General features: G+C 37.6%; 15 protein-coding genes and 1 pseudogene. 8 read left to right on the plus strand and 8 right to left on the minus strand.

Going from position 1 to position 17980, the window contains the following annotated elements; genetic code table 11:
• Positions 1-415 precede the first annotated feature (415 nt).
• Entirely contained in the window at positions 416-1576 is a 1161-nt protein-coding gene (locus tag CIL05_RS02900) for an AI-2E family transporter (RefSeq protein ID WP_095653991.1), read from the plus strand.
• Between the two features lie 405 nt (positions 1577-1981).
• On the opposite strand, the gene CIL05_RS02905 is transcribed toward CIL05_RS02900, so the two are convergent.
• On the minus strand, positions 1982-4627 hold the full coding sequence (locus CIL05_RS02905; protein ID WP_095653992.1) for a cation-translocating P-type ATPase: 2646 nt from the start codon (positions 4625-4627) through the stop codon (positions 1982-1984).
• A 566-nt stretch (positions 4628-5193) separates the two neighbouring features.
• Between CIL05_RS02905 and CIL05_RS02910 the strand changes: the two genes are divergently transcribed.
• From CIL05_RS02910 to pstB, 4 genes are all read left to right on the plus strand, one after another.
• A complete protein-coding gene (locus tag CIL05_RS02910; protein WP_095653993.1) occupies positions 5194-6192 on the plus strand; it encodes a PstS family phosphate ABC transporter substrate-binding protein in 999 nt (332 codons plus the stop codon).
• 97 nt (positions 6193-6289) lie between these two features.
• Positions 6290-7246 carry a phosphate ABC transporter permease subunit PstC gene (pstC, locus tag CIL05_RS02915; protein WP_095653994.1) on the plus strand — a complete coding sequence of 319 codons (957 nt, stop codon included), beginning with the start codon at positions 6290-6292 and terminating at the stop codon, positions 7244-7246.
• A gap of 1 nt (position 7247) precedes the next feature.
• Positions 7248-8132 (plus strand): phosphate ABC transporter permease PstA, encoded by an 885-nt coding sequence (gene pstA, locus CIL05_RS02920; protein WP_095653995.1) that lies wholly within the window; start codon positions 7248-7250, stop codon positions 8130-8132.
• 122 nt (positions 8133-8254) lie between these two features.
• Positions 8255-9058: a phosphate ABC transporter ATP-binding protein PstB gene (gene pstB, locus CIL05_RS02925; protein ID WP_095653996.1), complete on the plus strand. Its 804-nt coding sequence runs from the start codon at positions 8255-8257 to the stop codon at positions 9056-9058.
• Between the two features lie 169 nt (positions 9059-9227).
• Here the strand turns inward: pstB and CIL05_RS02930 are convergent, their stop codons facing one another.
• Complete coding sequence (locus CIL05_RS02930) at positions 9228-10952, minus strand: methyl-accepting chemotaxis protein (RefSeq protein WP_095653997.1); 1725 nt, start codon at positions 10950-10952, stop codon at positions 9228-9230.
• A gap of 343 nt (positions 10953-11295) precedes the next feature.
• On the opposite strand from CIL05_RS02930, the gene CIL05_RS02935 reads away from it, so the two are divergent.
• A complete protein-coding gene (locus CIL05_RS02935) occupies positions 11296-11943 on the plus strand; it encodes an SDR family oxidoreductase (RefSeq protein WP_095653998.1) in 648 nt (215 codons plus the stop codon).
• Positions 11944-11983: 40 nt separating this feature from the next.
• Here CIL05_RS02935 and CIL05_RS02940 read toward each other — a convergent pair whose 3' ends face one another.
• The gene (locus tag CIL05_RS02940) at positions 11984-12313 is read right to left on the minus strand and encodes an MGMT family protein (RefSeq protein ID WP_095653999.1); all 330 of its coding nucleotides are present in this window, start codon (positions 12311-12313) and stop codon (positions 11984-11986) included.
• Between the two features lie 157 nt (positions 12314-12470).
• Between CIL05_RS02940 and CIL05_RS02945 the strand changes: the two genes are divergently transcribed.
• On the plus strand, positions 12471-12677 hold the full coding sequence (locus CIL05_RS02945) for an H-type small acid-soluble spore protein (protein ID WP_095654000.1): 207 nt from the start codon (positions 12471-12473) through the stop codon (positions 12675-12677).
• Positions 12678-12783: 106 nt separating this feature from the next.
• On the opposite strand, the gene CIL05_RS02950 is transcribed toward CIL05_RS02945, so the two are convergent.
• Both CIL05_RS02950 and CIL05_RS02955 read right to left on the minus strand, forming a co-directional pair.
• Positions 12784-13506, minus strand: a complete 723-nt coding sequence (locus CIL05_RS02950) for a dihydrofolate reductase family protein (protein WP_095654001.1) — start codon at positions 13504-13506, stop codon at positions 12784-12786.
• Positions 13507-13524: 18 nt separating this feature from the next.
• A pseudogene (locus CIL05_RS02955) lies at positions 13525-13632 on the minus strand (alcohol dehydrogenase); the annotation flags it as partial.
• Between the two features lie 230 nt (positions 13633-13862).
• On the opposite strand from CIL05_RS02955, the gene CIL05_RS02960 reads away from it, so the two are divergent.
• Positions 13863-14267 carry a MerR family transcriptional regulator gene (locus tag CIL05_RS02960; RefSeq protein WP_095654002.1) on the plus strand — a complete coding sequence of 135 codons (405 nt, stop codon included), beginning with the start codon at positions 13863-13865 and terminating at the stop codon, positions 14265-14267.
• 136 nt (positions 14268-14403) lie between these two features.
• On the opposite strand, the gene CIL05_RS02965 is transcribed toward CIL05_RS02960, so the two are convergent.
• From CIL05_RS02965 to alr, 3 genes are all read right to left on the minus strand, one after another.
• The gene (locus CIL05_RS02965; protein WP_095654003.1) at positions 14404-15162 is read right to left on the minus strand and encodes a hypothetical protein; all 759 of its coding nucleotides are present in this window, start codon (positions 15160-15162) and stop codon (positions 14404-14406) included.
• A gap of 83 nt (positions 15163-15245) precedes the next feature.
• On the minus strand, positions 15246-16466 hold the full coding sequence (locus CIL05_RS02970) for a hemolysin family protein (RefSeq protein WP_095654004.1): 1221 nt from the start codon (positions 16464-16466) through the stop codon (positions 15246-15248).
• A gap of 217 nt (positions 16467-16683) precedes the next feature.
• A complete protein-coding gene (gene alr / locus CIL05_RS02975) occupies positions 16684-17865 on the minus strand; it encodes an alanine racemase (RefSeq protein WP_095654005.1) in 1182 nt (393 codons plus the stop codon).
• Between the last annotated feature and the right edge of the window lie 115 nt (positions 17866-17980).

Raw genomic sequence — 17980 nt, forward strand, 5'->3', positions numbered from 1 at the left:
TCCTTTATGTTTATTCTTATTAATGAATTATTATGCACTATTATGTATATTAATGCAAGTGTTTTTTTGAATTATTTTAGATGATTTTTAAAATAGTTCTCTACAGTTTGGATTTAGAGCTATTTTAATTTGACTTCAAGCGGAATTACCCGCAACTTTTTTGCCAAAGGGTCGGTTGGTCTCCAATATATCCGTCTATATGTCTGAAGTCTTAGTAAAGATTATGTCGTTAGTCTGTTAGAGTCCATTGAATATCCTGTTATAATATGATTTAAGATGTACACTAATTCAATTACCTGAGTTATTATTGTAGTGGGTGTTCAAAACGCACCCTGAGTATTTAAAAGTCCTTACATACTAAGACAGGCCAATTTACACTATAAAAATCACGGTTACAACAGAAGCGGAGGTACTAATGAAAAAACCAAATATCATTCAATTTCTTGGTGGGCGTCAAACACTCTACATTCTCGGAGTTGTACTTCTCACGGGGCTGATTATCCTACTCTATAATAGCGTTTCTTTTATCTTTACACCAGTTATTATTCTCATCAGTACCATTGCTTTACCAGTACTGCTTGCAATAATTGCTTATTACTTATTGCGTCCTTTAGTTAAATTACTGGACAAAGTTGGTATAAAGAAGATATGGGCAATTTTACTGTTATTCATTCTTATTGCCGGGGGACTTACATTTGGAATTATGTCAATCATTCCTTTTATTATTGAACAGGCTAAAGGCTTTGTTAATACATTTCCTAACTATTTAGAGCAGTTCATTACTGGTATGGATGGCTGGCTGAAAGGTTCCTTTTTGGCTCCCTATTATGAAAGTTTAATGGATAAAAACGGGGAATTTCTCGATTCTTTAGTAAGTGACACTTCACAGTTGTTAAGCGACACCATTAATAACTTAACAAACATCGTTTCAACTGTTGCTAATGTTACTATTTCACTTATCACATTTCCATTTGTCCTTTTTTATTTACTTAAAGATGGAGACCGACTTCCAAAAGCAGTGCTGAAAATACTGCCTCCTAAAATGAGAACTGAAACAAAAAAGGTGTTTGACCGAATAGATTTACAGCTAAAATCATATATTCAAGGCCAAATTATGGTTAGCTTTTGTATCGGAATCATGATGTATATAGGATTCTTAATTATTGGTATGGACTATGCACTTATTTTGGCAGCAATTGCAAGTGTTACTAGTATTGTTCCATACCTTGGGCCGACAATCGCCATAACACCGGCACTTATTATCGCAATAGTTACCTCACCTTTTATGGTGATTAAGCTGGTCATTGTGTGGACAATTGTTCAACTTTCAGAAGGTAAATTTATCTCACCGCAAATCTTCGGCAAATCGTTGCATGTTCATCCAGTTACAATTATTTTTGTTTTATTAACTGCCGGTCATCTATTTGGCGTGTTCGGCGTCATTCTGGGGATACCAGGCTATGCAGTGCTTCGTACAATCATTGAACAGCTCTTTTCCTTGTTTAAAAAGCGTTACAATCATTATTTTGCAAAAGCGGGTGAGGAGTATGAAATTGAAGAAAATGGGGCGGGCTAAAGAAATTAATAATAAAATTAATGCGGGTACTCTAATGAAGATGATTCGTTTTGGTTTTATAACTCCTATGAAGTAAAAAAGAGAAAAACTATACAATAAAAACGCTTGGTCCAAGCGTTTTTGTATGTTATTTAATGTATTAATGTTGCTGTGATTTAACATTTCCTCCACATGGGCTTGTAACTTGAGAGATAATTAACTTTAGTTGAGAGATAATCCAGATTAGTTGAGAGATAACACCATATATCAGGGTTGTCTCTCAACTTCTATATGTTATGTCTCAACTTCGTCACGCTGTCTCTCAACTTTCATATCTTTTCTCTCAACTTAAGCGGGCTGTCTCTCAACTTTCATATCTTTTCTCTCAACTTAAGCGGGCTGTCTCTCAACTATAAAGCTATATACTTATTTCCCCATCTTATGCTGAATCACTTTAACAATCTCCATCAGAATAACTGCTCCAACAGCCAGTCCTGTTGCAACGCCCCAGTCAGCTAATCCAAATGAAGCTGGAATGGAGAATACACTACGGGCAAATGGCAGTACCGTGATTCCGTATAGAACGAAACACAAGGCTACAGCACCAATTACATATTTATTGCTGAAGAACCCTGCACCAAATACGGTTTGTGTGTTGGAACGTGCAGCAAAGGTTTGCAGTGTTCTTGCCAGAATCAATGTTGTAAATGCCATGGCTACACCCATTTCTGTTGAGTGCTGCAGTCCGATATAGTGTGAAATAATAACGGCAATACCGATTAACACACCACGAGTAACAACTGCTTTCATTGTTCCTCCGGAGAAAATTCCTTCATTTACGTTCCGCGGTTTTCGTTTCATCACTTCAGGTTCTGACTTTTCCATACCAAGTGCAATGGCAGGAAGGGAATCATTGACAAGGTTAATGAACAAGAGCTGCAGTGCAGAAAATGGATTTGCCCAGTTTAAAATTACTGCAAAAAGAATGGCGATGATCGCACCAAGATTCCCTGCAAATAGATAACCGATCGCTTTTTTAATATTATCGAATACCGTTCGGCCGACACCAACAGCATTGACGATTGATACAAAATTATCATCTGTTAAAATCATCGCAGAAGAATCCTTAGCCACATCGGTTCCACTTCCCATGGCAATTCCAATATCAGCCTGTTTCAGTGCAGGTGCATCATTGACACCATCACCAGTCATCGCTGTAATACTGTCTCTCTTCTGCCATGCACGGACAATTCGAATTTTATTTTCTGGTGATACCCGTGCGTAAACAGAAATCTGCTCAAGTTTTTCTTCAAGTTCTTCTTCTGACATCGCATCAAGTTCCTGACCTGTTAATGCAAGGTCATTCTCATCCATCAATCCAATATCCCGGCCAATAGCCTGAGCTGTTGTTTTATGGTCTCCTGTAATCATTACTGTTCGAATGCCTGCTTTTTTCGATTCTTCAATAGACCCATACACAGCTTCTCTTGGTGGGTCGATCATTGCTGTCAGGCCAACTAACACAAGATCATACTCATCATCATGGGTGATGTCCGTTTTTCCTTCCTTCAACCGTTTATAACCATATGCCAGAACTCTTAATGCCTGATTGGAAAAGTCCTCATTTTCTTTTTCAAAAAGCTCGCGCAATTCTTCGGTAATCGGCTCTTCCTTTCCATACCGTAAAACATAGCCGGCACGATCGAACATCACATCAGGTCCGCCTTTTGTCAGCATTAGCCTGTCATTATCAATTGTGTGAACCGTTGACATCAATTTACGATCCGAGTCAAATGGCAGCTCTGCTTCACGTTCAAAATTACTGCGGATCGTTTCATATTCCTTGTTATTTTTATTGGAAAAGTTAATCAGCGCCACTTCGGTTGGATCACCAATTTCATTGCCATCCTTATTTATATAAGAATCATTACAAAGCGCCATAATATTGACCAGCAGTTCTTCCGGTTTACTCCAGTCATCGGGGTTTTCTGCAAGATTTTCGTTCCCATCTCCCGGAACAAAGTAATCCGTCACTGTCATTTTATTTTGAGTCAATGTGCCTGTCTTATCTGTACATATAACACTTGTTGAACCGAGCGTTTCCACAGCGGGAAGTTTTCGGATAATCGCATGCTGTCTGGCCATTTTATTTGTACCAACAGAAAGCACAATGGTTACAATGGAAGATAAAGCTTCCGGAATAGCTGCTACCGCAATCGCTACGGAAAACATCAATGCATTTAAAATGGCAGTCGTTGTATCAACATTGCCATCACCAAACCAAATACGTGCCACTTGTACAGCAAAAATGAGGATACAAAGAAGAAGGATTCCGATTCCAAGTTTCTTGCTGAAAGATTCCAGTTTACGCTGCAGTGGCGTCTGTTTTGCCTCCGCAGTCGAAAGCATATCTGCAATTTTACCAATTTCCGTTTTTTCAGCAGTACCGGTTACGACAATGGTACCACGCCCGTAAACAATCAATGAACTGCTGAATACCATATTCAAGCGATCCCCAAGCGCCGCTTCTTCGGCAATCATTTCCGTATCTTTCTCTACAGCTTCGGATTCCCCTGTAAGCATTCCTTCATTTATCTTGAGTGAACCACTTTCAAGCACTCGCCCATCTGCAGGAACATAATCTCCCGCTTCCAGAAAAACAATATCTCCTTGAACGAGCTCTCTCGCAGGAATGGTCTGTTTTTCACCATCACGGAGTACTTTTGCTTCGGGAGCGGACATATCCCTTAATGCATCAAGTGAGCTTTCTGCTTTCTTTGTCTGTACCACACTGATAATCGAGTTAATGATTAATACAAGGAAAATAATTAATGATTCAACAACTTCTCCAAGTATTAACTGCACTCCTGCGGCTATCAGCAGGACAACAACCATCGGATCCTTGAATGTTTCCAGAAACAGCTTCCATGTCGGTTCTTTTTCTTTATCTTCAATTTCATTGTAGCCATCTTTCTCAAGGCGCTTTTTCGCCTCAGTTTTCTTCAACCCTTCCTTAGAGGAATTAATTGAATGTAAAACATCTTCTTTACTTTTTCGGTAAAATTCTTCCATGTAAAAACTCCTTCCTTCTATCTTATTATCCTTAAAAGTGAAATTTTAAAACAAAGGCTGTTTTTCGTATAATAATTCCTTTCGGTAAGATGAGCAGTGTGCAGTCCCAATCTTTTTAAAAACAGTCAAAATAAAAAAGCGAGACTTCTGCCACAATGGGCAAAGATCTCGCTAAGCATTTTCATGCCAATAAAGCCGATGATTCGTGAATCATGTAATGACGACTTTTATTTTGGAATTGACTCTCTCTAGTAATTCCAACGCTACTCCTCTTTGACGATTTGCCAAAGCTATTAAATTGATATCATTATTTTAGCACAGCTGATGTACAGGAACAAAACAAAAAACCTATGTGTTTCAACAGAAGTTGAGTATTGTTTAGGAAAATACCGAAGTTCACATATAACAGACTGGATACTAATCAATATTTTAAGAAGGGAGCTTCAAATTTACAAAACCTTTACATTATAAACATACTTACTTAATATTCCCCTACTATACTAGCAATTGAGAGAGGAAATCACCTTTCAAAAAATAAACCAGACATATAGGGGAGGACAATTTTTATGAAATTCAAAAAGTATCTACTGTTCCTAGTAGTTGCAGCACTAGCATTTGTACTTGCAGCTTGCGGAGGATCAGATTCAGAGGAAGAAAATAACGATTCAGAGGATGCATCTTCAGAAAGTGCAAATGCCGAGGGTGATAGTGAATCAGCTGAACTGGAAGGCAATGTGGTAATCGACGGATCCGGAACAGTTTACCCATTAATGCAAAGACTTGCTGAAGAATATATGGTTAATGAACAAGAAGGTGTTTCTGTTGAAGTGAGCCGTGCTGGAACAAGTGCTGGATTTGAAAGGTTCCTAGCAGAAGATGGAACAGACTTTAACGATGCTTCCCGATTAATTAAAGATGAAGAAAAAGCAAAAGCAGAAGAGCTTGGCATTGATATAATGGAAATTAAAGTAGCATTGGATGGTTTAACAATTGTAACAAACCCTGAAAATGAATGGGCTACTGAGCTGACTGAAGATCAAGTTAAAGGCATCTTCATGGGTGAATATACAAATTGGTCAGATATTAACCCAGATTGGCCAGAAGAAAAAATTCAAACTTATGGACCGAATGAAAACCATGGTACGTATGAATTCTTCTATGAAAACATTCTTGAAGAACAAGATTTAGTTAGTGATATCAATCTTCAACAAGATTATTCAACGCTTGTAACTCTAGTAGCAGAAGATAAAAACGCAATTGGATTCTTCGGCTTTGGATATTATGATAACAACCAAGACAAAGTAAATGCTGTAGGCATTGACTTTGGTGAAGGTGCAGTTACTCCATCTCTTGAAACAATCGGAGAAGAAGGACCTTATGCTAACTTTACTCGTCCAGTATTCACTTACTTAAACGTAGGAATGGCAGAGGAGAAAGCACAAGTACTGGATTACGCTAAGTTTGTTGCTGAAGAAGCAAATACATTCGCTGGTGAAACCGGATTTGCTCCAATCCCAGACGAAGAAGCTCAAGCACAACTTGAGGAAATAGAAGGAATCGAATAAGAAAGAGCTAAATTAAATAACTTTAAGGTAATGAGATGAGAGTTGTGCACTCTCATCTCATTATGACTTTTATGCGCTGGAAGGGGTGCACCAGAAAATGACGACAAACAGCGGTTCCGAGAAAAAAAGCGCTGTTAATGTCAGAGAAATGATCGCCGAAAAGAAACGAAAGAGGAATTTTTCTGCACTAACTGAAAAAATAATTCCAATACTTCTTCTCATTATTGCATCCATTTCCATTCTGACAACAGTAGGAATAATCTATACTTTATTATCGGAAGCATTCGAATTTTTCAAGCGAATACCTATTTGGGAATTCATTTCAGGAACCGTGCTGAAGCCATTAAGCCAAGAACCTGAATTCGGTCTACTGCCACTTTTAAATGGAACGATTATATCGTCTGTCATAGCAATGCTTGTAGCAGGTCCTATTGGGATTATGTCTGCAGTTTATTTAAGTGAATATGCATCAGAAAAAGTAAGAAAAACATTAAAACCACTTTTGGAAATACTTGCCGGTATTCCAACTATTGTATACGGATTTTTCGCATTTACGTTTGTAACACCTGTAATTCGAGCTGTTTTTCCAGCTGTTGAAGCAACTAATATTCTTAGTCCCGGTCTTGTCATGGGAGTTATGATTATCCCAATGATTGCATCCCTATCAGAGGATGCGATGACGTCTGTCCCGAACTCCATGCGAGAAGGCGCATTGGCACTAGGGGCCACAAAATTGGAAACAACATTCAAGGTTGTAATTCCAGCTGCATTATCCGGAATTATTTCCTCATTCGTTCTTGGAATTTCCCGAGCAATTGGTGAAACGATGATTGTAACGATTGCAAGCGGAAGCTCCAAAAACTTTACTTTCGACATTACACAATCTATGCAAACAATGACTGCATACATTGTTGAAGTCTCCGGTGGGGAAGCACCTGCCGGATCGACAATATATTATAGTCTTTACGCTGTGGCTCTGACTTTATTTGTATTTACACTTATCATGAATTTACTTGCAAGGTACGTCTCTCGTAAGTTTAGGGAGGAATATTAATATGAAGTATGTTGATCAGACTTTAGTTCATAAACGAATGAATTCCCGTGTATTAAAAAACAACATTTTAAAACAAGTATTTTTAATAGCAACTTTGTTTGGCCTTGCTGTACTGGCGATTTTAATTTTTCGGGTTGTTACACAAGGTATTGCCTGGATTGATTGGAATTTCCTCACTGGAAAACTATCAACTTTCCCCGAAAAGGCAGGAATTATGGGGGCCATTCTTGGAACCTCCTATTTGATGCTCATTGTCATTCCAGTCACCTTAATTATTGGTGTAGGGACGGCAATTTATATGGAGCTATATGCAAAAAAAGGTAAACTACAGTCCTTCATTGCGACAAATATTTCCAACCTGGCTGGTGTCCCATCAATCGTTTACGGTCTATTAGGGCTTACTATCTTTGTAAGGGTCATGGACTTTGGAAATGTTGTATTAGCTGGTGGCTTAACATTATCTCTGCTTGTTTTGCCTATCGTTATCGTTGCTGCACAAGAAGCAATACGTGCTGTTCCCGGGCATTTAAGTGAAGCATCCTATGGTATGGGAGCAACAAAATGGCAAACAGTTAAAAAAATCATACTTCCTGCAGCATTACCAGGGATAATAACAGGTGCTATCTTAGCCGTGTCACGTGCTATCGGAGAAACTGCTCCATTAACTGTTCTTGGCATACCAGCATTCTTACTTCCATTTCCTGAAGGTATATTTGACACATTTACGGCACTTCCCATGCAGATTTACTATTGGACACTCGATGCTTCACTAGTCGATGAATATGCATATTTAGCTGCCGCAACAATTATCGTATTGCTTGTACTATTATTTATTCTAAACGCCATTGCTGTAATTATTCGAAATAAATTCCAGCAGCGGTATTAGGAATCAGTAGCACATGCACCGGACGAAAGCCAATACTAAGCACTTGTACGGTATTTTCGAGCGCTTAGGTACCGTTTTTTAAGCGCCTATACCAAATTTCATACTATACGAGGAGTGAAATAATGACTACCTTAACAGAAGATAAACACGCATATTCAGGATCAACGAATAATAGAGTTGTTTACGATACGAAAGATTTAAACCTATGGTATGGACAGACACATGCATTAAAAGACATTAATCTATCCATCTATGAAAAAGAAGTAACAGCAATTATTGGGCCATCAGGATGTGGGAAATCCACTTTTATAAAAACATTAAATCGGATGGTTGAGCTTGTTCCAACTGTTAGTACTTCCGGAACAATCACATATAACGATAAAAGCATCCTGGATAAAACGTTTAAAGTGGAGGACTTAAGAACCCAGGTTGGGATGGTCTTTCAAAAACCTAATCCATTCCCTAAATCCATTTACGACAATATCACTTACGGTCCAAAAATACATGGCATCCGCAGCAAAAAGGTTCTGGATGAAATAGTGGAACGAAGTCTTCGCGGCGCTTCTATTTGGGATGAAGTTAAAGATCGACTCAAAGAAAATGCATACGGGCTTTCCGGTGGCCAGCAGCAGCGTCTATGTATCGCTCGTTGTCTCGCAATCGAGCCGGAAGTTATCTTAATGGATGAACCAACATCTGCACTTGACCCTAAATCAACCCTTCGCATTGAAGAGTTAGTTCAGGAGCTAAAAAAAGAGTACTCTATTATTATTGTCACCCATAACATGCAGCAAGCTGCCCGCATATCAGATAAAACTGCATTTTTCCTTAATGGTGAAGTAGTTGAATATGATAAGACAGATACTATTTTTACCACCCCATCTGATAATCGTACAGAGGATTATATCTCCGGACGATTTGGATAGAAAAGGGAAAAAGGGACAGTCCTCGTCACATGAAAGTTTTAAATGTGGCAGAGACTGTCCCTTTTCGTAATCTGTCTGTCATTTATTTGTTTGTATTACCTCTCTCTCCTCTTCATTCAGTAAATTACCCGCGGTACTCCCTGAGTTTCCGATAGTGTCTCACCCAATGTTATCCTGCTTCTACACTAAAATGCTTAGCATTCTCAGATAATGATCTCGATAAATCTGTAAGCTTCAATCCAATTTCATGTGTATTTTCCAGCTGCTGTATTTGATTTTCGCTGCCAGCAAGCATCTGCTCAGCACTTGCTAATGTTTCCTGTGATACAGATGAAAAGCTAATCGCTGTTTGTTCTAATTCAGGGAGCGTTCTCTCTAAATCTTTTAGTTCTCCTTGCATTCCTTGCAGCTTATTACTTACTTGCATTATTTCCACCATAAGTTCATCGAACGATACCTTAGCCTCATTAGACATACTTAAAGTTGTTTTCGTTTTCATCAGCATTTGTTCAAATTCCTGAGTGGCACTATTCGTTACATCTTCCATATTGGATATTGACTGTGTAATTTGTTCAGCCGCACTTGATGATTGTTCAGCTAATTTCCCTACTTCATTTGCTACGACCGCAAACCCTTTCCCGGCTTCCCCTGCACGTGCCGCTTCAATCGCTGCATTTAAAGATAATAGCTTTGTTTGCTCAGCTATTCCTTGAATTAATCCAACCAGATTTGAAATGGAAAAAGAATAGTTTTGTACCTGTTTAATCGTACCTGTCAGATGTTCAAAATCTTTTTCGAAAGTAAGAATCGTGGTAATTAATTCAGCCATTTTTTTATCACCACGTTTTGCTGAGTGGTTCATTCCCTCTGAGCTATTAAAAACAATATCCATATTTGTAATCATTACTTCAATCTTTTGCTTCATTGCTTTAAAACTTTCAACATTACTTTCAGAGCTGCTGGCAGTTTGATCAGCACCTTGCTTTACAACTTGAATTGCTTCAATCAGCTGATGACTGGATGCAATTGTATCCTCTGATGAACCCTGCAATTCCCCTCCAGTCTGTTCCAAATTTGCAGTCGTCTCCTGTATTTCATTAAGCATCATTTTCATTTGATATATCATAGCATCATAGCTTTTATGCAATGAAATAAACTCAGGTAACGTTGTCTTTACCACAGGAGAATGATTTAAGTTTCCATCACGAACTTCCTTCATGGTTTGACGTAAAACAGTAAGTGGTTTTGTAATGCTTCTCACAAAAAGGATAATGATAATCACAGCAATTACTATGCTTGTAATAATAATAGCGATTGTGAAAAAGGCCATTTGATTTACAGGACCCATATAGGATGCTGTCGGAATGAGCAATACATAAATACCGTTAATTTCATCCATTTCCTGGAAGGCTAACGTATAGTTCTCTCCTTCAATATTTTCCTGGAGAAGACCGCTTTTTGTATCTGTTAATTTATCGATTAATGAATCTGATATCGATGGAATCGCATCATTGCTAACTTCAAATGGAATTGTTTCTCCATCTTCAATGTAAAAATAGTCAGATGGAATTCCGTCATCTTCTAACTTTTTCTGCTGTGTACGAATGTTAATTTCAAGCTGCTGCATAAAATAATCCTCATCACTTACATATAAAAATTTCAAATTATCAGCGATGTATCCCATTAATTCTGCTTCACGTTCAAGACGATTTTCAATTGAATTTGCCGTCATATCCTTAGCTTTTATGTACGATGTACTCCCAACTGCAACAATTGAGATAATTAATAACAAAATAAACGTAATCAGTAAACGAGATTGCAAGCTGAGTTTATTTAATACATGTTGAAATTTTCCCTTTTTTGTATCTCTGTTAAAACCGGACTTCTTATTCAAAGTTTTACCCCCTAATACTCACATATTAAGGTAAATTATAACAACTCAATATTAAGCTACTGTAAATAATCTGTGAATAATGATTAAAAAGTCCTATTCTTCTATCAGTAACCTGCATCTCCTGCTATTTTCAATGCAACTGTTAGAAAACTTGGCATACGCTATAGGTTAGGCGTATGCCTTAGTTGCACTTATGCAAATCTTTACGGTGGGGCGAGTAATCGGAGCCCCAGGAGAAGAAAGTTTTATACTTTCTGCTAAATTAACTAAACAGTTCCTTTGCTTCCCCCACCTGCATCTGAAATAATGAAAGAGATAGCAAATAGTAGAGGAGAGATGCTTTGTGAAAGTTTTACTAATAGGGGCTAATGGCCAAATTGGAAAGCACGTCGTTGATCTACTGCAAAACAGTACGGAACATACATTAAGGGCAATGGTAAGAAAAGAAGATCAAGCCGAGACACTTAAAAAATCGGGTGTGGAGGCTGTTGTAGCAAATCTGGAAGGTAGTGTTGATGAGATTGCCGAAGCCGCATCTGGATGCGATGCAGTTATTTTTACAGCTGGTTCAGGTGGAAGTACCGGAGCTGATAAAACATTATTAGTCGATTTGGATGGTGCAATTAAATCAATAGAAGCTGCTGAAAAGGCTGGAGCAAACCGCTTTGTCATCGTTAGTGCTTTTCAGGCACATAACCGGTATAGCTGGGCTGATAATCCGATTAAACCATACATGGTTGCGAAGCATTATGCGGACAAGGCACTTGAAGCAAGTGATTTAACCTATACCATTATTCGCCCTGGTGGCCTTTTAAATGAAGCAGGTACCGGAAAAATATCTGCAGCTGAGAATATAAAAAGTGGATCTATTCCACGTGAGGATGTTGCCAAAGTAGTTGTAGAATCTTTAAATGAGGAAAAGACCCATAATCGTTCATTTGATCTTATGTCAGGTGAAACCTCAATTTCTGATGCTTTAAAAAATATATAATATGCGTAACCTCTTAAAGCGAACAGTGACACTGTTCGCTTTATAATTCTTCATCCAAATTTAGATCAAGGTGAAATCGATACTTCTCTAAATTTAACTTTCCCGTTTCGCTCACCTCTATCCCTTCATCTTCAAGCATCATTTTCTGATTCCATGCGCCTTCCTCATCTTTTATAGCAATTTCGCCCTTTACATTAATAACACGATGCCAGGGCAGGTCATATTTTCTGCTCATAGAGTGAAGTATCCGCACAACCTGTCTCGCCCCACGCGGACTTCCTGCAGTCTTCGCTATTTGCCCATAAGTCATAACCTTTCCCTCAGGTATTTGCTTTATAATTTTGATGACATTTTCAGTAAATGGTTTCATCATACACCTTTTTCTAATTAAACTCTTATTTTTACCGCGTCCTGGATCCTATTTTCCTCATCTTAATAATAACAGAAAAAAATGGATTCACACCTTTTGAATATCCTGTGTGCAATCAGCAAAAAATACAACCTAAGCCATTGTAAAGGAGAACATCATGGATAGACAACGTGCACAGGAAATTATGGAATCAATACAAATGATAAATGTAAATTACCATGGAATACCAGTTTATATTCAGGAAATACAGACAGATCATCAATCAGCAATGGTATTTCCGCTTGATGAGATGGATAATGAGCAGATTGTGGACTTAAGTGGTTTAAACGAAATACCACTTGTGAATTATAATGAAAATAAATAAGATAAAAGCAACCTTCTTATTTTAGGAGGTTGCTTTTAAAATAAGGCTATTTTCTAAAAGATTGGGACTGCGATCTTTTTGGAAAGATGTTTTCTCTATTGTTGTTTTACTTCTTTTTTACAGAATAGCGAATCCATAATGTACCGTGTTCCAATTCTTCAACGGATTTAAGTTGAAAAGCTGTTTCTTTCATGCTGGAATATGGTTCTTTTGCCTCGAAGAATCGGTGGCCGTCTGGATCGCCATTTGCGATAGGGGCTAAGATGACGCTGACTTCATCAACTAGTCCATTTTGAATGAAAGACCAGTTGATCGTTCCGCCACCTCCAACCATCATTCGCTTGATATGGAAGAGATTGTAGAACTTGTCCAGCATCACTTCATAATCAATTTGGTCAAAACCCGCAATGATATATGAGATCTTTTTCTTTCTAAGGAAATCTTTATAGGCGTTTGACGCTTGCTCCGTTAGGACTTCTACAATGTGAGAAGGGACACCGCCATAGCCAAAGGTATTCTCTTCAAAGGCTAATTCTCCTCGTGCATCGATGGATAAATAATACATGGGAGCATCGGGGTCCGCCACATAATCCCCTTCAGGAACAGGGGCTGCTTTTTCATCTAACTCCGGTTTCTTGTAATGGGTCATATTGTCTTCTGTTGTAGTTTTACCGTTCAGATAGCCTTGTATTTCAAACTGTTGTTTTTCAGAGTCCAATGAAAGTTCTTGATATTGTCTACTCGCTTCTTCAAATTCTCGCAAATTCATAATATCCAGATTACCATCGATGGACGTATGTGTGTGTATAATAATATAAGGTTTATTCATACCAGATCCTCCTAATTATTTAATTTCAATCAGAACATCATGTGAATCAAGATCACGTCTTTTAATTTCAGCAGCTCGAAATGGTTTGTCTGGACCGTCTACTGCCCGTGCTTTAGCTGTTATCATTTGTTTAAACCTCCAATAATTTAATTTAATAAAGAGAATTAACTTGTTTTTCTCTTGCCAAACTAGAATAAGCCCTATAGTTAACTCTAGGTCAAGATATAAGTTTATCTGCAGAATATCAGAATATAAATGGACTTAATTATGCCTTTACTTTTAGTATTTAGTATGATTAAATTATGCTAAATCATAGAGTTAACTCGAAGTCTAAATAAAAAGGGAGATAAATGACGATGAAATATTCGATCAGCGAAGTTGCAAAAAAATTAGATCTCACAGCATATACTTTACGTTACTATGATAAGGAAGGCCTAATGCCTTTTGTAGAACGCACACCTAACGGAACTAGGGTTTTTAAAGAATCCGATATAGACGCCTTAAAAATTATTGAATGTCTAAAATCTACAGGGATGCCTATCAAGGAAATTAAAAATTTTATTGATTGGTGCTCTGATGGGGATTCCACGTTGCAAGAAAGATATGACATGTTCTTGGAACGAAAAACTAGTGTTGAAGAACAGATGGAAGAACTAAAAAAAACAATGGAACTCATAGAGCATAAATGTTCATATTACAAAACTGCTTTAGATGCCGGAACGGAAGATATTCATAAAACCAATAAAATAGGGAATTTTTAATTAAAAGAAAGCCACCAGTCTTCATAACTGTTGATCTGAAGGACAGGTGGCTCTATTTGTTCAATATTTGATTCTGTTGAAATAATTTACAGGACAAACGAATCAGCGATACTTTTTTAGAATCGCTGCTCCCCAACTATTTTGTGCTTTTCTGTTCTTCCTTCTGTTTTTGATTCAGCATGTAACTATTCAAAGGCTGATCTGCTCCATTCATAAATTTAGCAACATATGAAGAAGTGAGCTGGTATCCATTTTCAATTTTTTCTGCCAGATAGCTGGTTCTCTCGAAAAGAGTGGAACGGAAATGTTCGATTTGTCTAATCACTTTCTCTGTCAACGCTTCCTGGTTCTCAAGTCGATCCAAGACATCATCCTGCTTTACCCCTTGCTTAGTAACTTGCTCTGCCATCTGCTGCTGTATTTCAAAGTGTTTATCCACTTTTAAGGAAAGCTCTTCATTAGCTAATCCATATGCATGTAATTGAGCCACAATTTCCTGATTGGATTGACTAATACCGTTAATTTGATCGCTAAATTCCTGCTCTGATAATCGTCCATCATCCATCATTACTTGCAGCTTCTTATTCTCACTTTCCAATTTCTTTAATTGATCAACCACATGACTTTCCAGCTTTTCATGCTGGTGATTCATTACTTTGAGCTCATTTAACCTGGTACTAATGTCATTCCAACGACTTGATTGTTTATTCTCCTGCTGTGCATGCAGCTTTTCCAATCCAAGGAAGGAACGATGTAATGAATCATTTACTTTTTTTTGTTCCTCGATCATTTCTTCTACATGGTTTCTCATAAAAAAACCTTGGTTGTGTTCATTAATTACACCATTGTTTTTAAAAATATCCTCATGGTTTTCATGATTAATAAATAATCCCATCTATTACACCCCTTAAAAGCATTACTTTATTATCCTATGCTTTTTTCAGGCAAAGGGGGACATTTATCCCTGTTGTGGATGATCTACTTTATGATCTGAACCTGCTTCAGCGTTCTTCCATCAATCTCCAGTATCTTAAAGGTTAGATTATTTCTTTCAAGAATATCCCCCACTTCAGGGAAGTGAGTGAATTCCTTTAATAAGTAACCCGCCAGGACGTCTTCCTCTTCGGGTATGTCTGTTTGAAAAAGAGAGTTCAATCGATGCAGAGGGATTTTTCCATCACAAATAACCTCTGTTTCGGTATGCTTTTCTATCAGCATTTCACTTTTAAGATCCATTTCATCTTCAATTTCCAATCCAATCATTGCCTCAATAACATCTTCATGTGTTAAAATGCCTTCTGTTCCACCATATTCATCCAACACGATGGCCATATGTTTTTTCTCCTGTGTCATTTTACGAAAGATCCACTCAATCGAATGAAATTCATAAACAATCATTGGATCCATATCACTAAATGATTCAAGGGATCTTTCAGGTTCAATGGACCATGACAGCAAATATTTCGAATGAAAAACACCAATGATTTGATCAATATCTTCTTTATAAATCGGGTACCTTGTATATGGATTTTGAATGGCTACATCTCTTACCTCTTCAAAGCTTGCCGTATAAGACAAAGCGACCATATCTATCCTCGGTGTTTTCAGTACATCCTTTACATTTAAATTATGAAAGTCCAGAACACCTTTAATCCGATGTGATTCATCCACTTTAAATGTTCCCTCAGAACCTGCAATATCCACCATTGCCCTTAGTTCCGCTATTGATATGGAAGTCTCTTCCTTCTGACCTTTGGATAGAAGCCTTATGATAAATCCTGTTAAACCATTAAGCAAAAGTGTCAGTGGTTTAAAAATAAACATGACAGCCCTAATGACCGGATACACAAAATATGCAATTCGATCCGGAAATGTAGCTGCAACAGATTTTGGAATGACTTCGGAAAAAATTATAATCACTATTGTTAAAACGGCTGAGGCGATTGCAGTATTTATTCCATAATCAATAGCCATTATTGTTACTAGTGTTGGCAACATTATATTTGAGATATTGTTTCCAATCAAAATAGCTGTTATGAATTGTCCCGGTTTGGAAACCAACTCTAATAACTTTGCTGATTTTTTATCATTATTCGTAGCCTTTGTCTGAAGCTTCATTTTATTTGCAGCAGTTAAAGCTGTTTCACTGCCTGAAAAGAAAAATGAAACAAATAATAAAACGATGATCGCTATGATCACGAACGTGTTCCTCCTTGTTGATCTTTCATTGGTTAGTATTCACTATAATTATATTTTAAATGATTAAATATCGATAGGAAAGGAAAAAGCCGTCCAACAACAGACAGCTTAAGCGGGAACGATCGGACAACAGCCCGGTATTTGGGAAGGAGCACACCTTAACGAGCGACCACCTTATGTTTTCGAGCGAGGAACGTGCTATTTCGACAATTTTTCATTATATTGCATGTATATTTTCCTTTATTAACCCTATTTCCTTCACAATCATTCCATCATTTATATATACTCTCGGAACTCTTTTACTTATTAAACAGGCTGTCTCATAGTGTATTGTGTTCATTTGTGATGCTACTTCACCCAAGGAAATAAATCCTTCATCCGGTTCTCCGAAGATCGTAATCACATCAGATTCATTGATATCTTCCATTTCTGTTACATCAATCATCGACTGATCCATACATATTCTGCCAACGATAGGAGCCTTTTTATCTTTAACTGTTACATATCCTTTATTCGACAACAGTCTGGAAAACCCATCAGCATACCCCACTGGGATCGTTGCAATCAGAGCGTCCTTTTCAGGCGAAAAAGTACAGCCGTAGCTAATTGGATGATCAGCCTGAACTGTTTTAATCATTACCGGTTTTGTTTTAAAACTCATCGCCTGTTTCAGATGAATTTTATCTTGCAAATGTTCATCCGGATATAAACCATATAGACTAACCCCAACCCGAACCATGTCCAAATGCATCTCTGGATATGCAATTGTACCTGCACTATTACAGCAATGTTTTATCGGAATTGAAAGATTATGTTTTTCCAGGTAGTCCGTGACTTTGGTAAAATGCTCAAATTGCTTCACAGTGTATGTGGAATCTATATTATCCGCATCTGCAAAATGTGTGTAAATCCCTTCTGTCAGTACATATGGGGAATGAATCGATTGAATCAGTTCTAAGGCTTCTTTTTCATCAGCTATTCCAATCCTGTTCATTCCACTCTCAATTTTCACATGAATACGAGCAGTTTTTTTATTTTGATCTGCAATTTTTATGATTGTATCGATTACATCCTGTGTAAATACAGTTAATGTAATATCATTCATAATTGCATCCTCCACCGCATCCGGTGTTGTATACCCGAGAACCAGAACTGGGAAATCAATCCCCGCCTGGCGAAGCTGAATTGCCTCATCGAGAAATGCAACTGCCAAATAATCAGCACCTGCATCAATTGCCATTTTGGCTACATCTACTGCTCCATGACCATAGGCATCTGCTTTTACTACAGCCATAAGCCTGCTGTCCTGTTCTATATATTCTTTAAAAGTCCTCACATTATGCTGGATCGCATTTATTGAAACCTCTACCCATGTATCCCGGTAACTTCCATAACTCATGACTTCATTCCCCCTGGTAGTTAAAATAATAACATAATTATTCTCCTAAAATTTTAAAAATACCCTTCAAAGCTATGCTGGAAGGGTATTTTTATATAATGCTATTTAATGTTAT

The sequence above is a fragment of the Virgibacillus profundi genome (genome assembly GCF_002287375.1).
GTDB lineage: Bacteria > Bacillota > Bacilli > Bacillales > Amphibacillaceae > Virgibacillus_K > Virgibacillus_K profundi.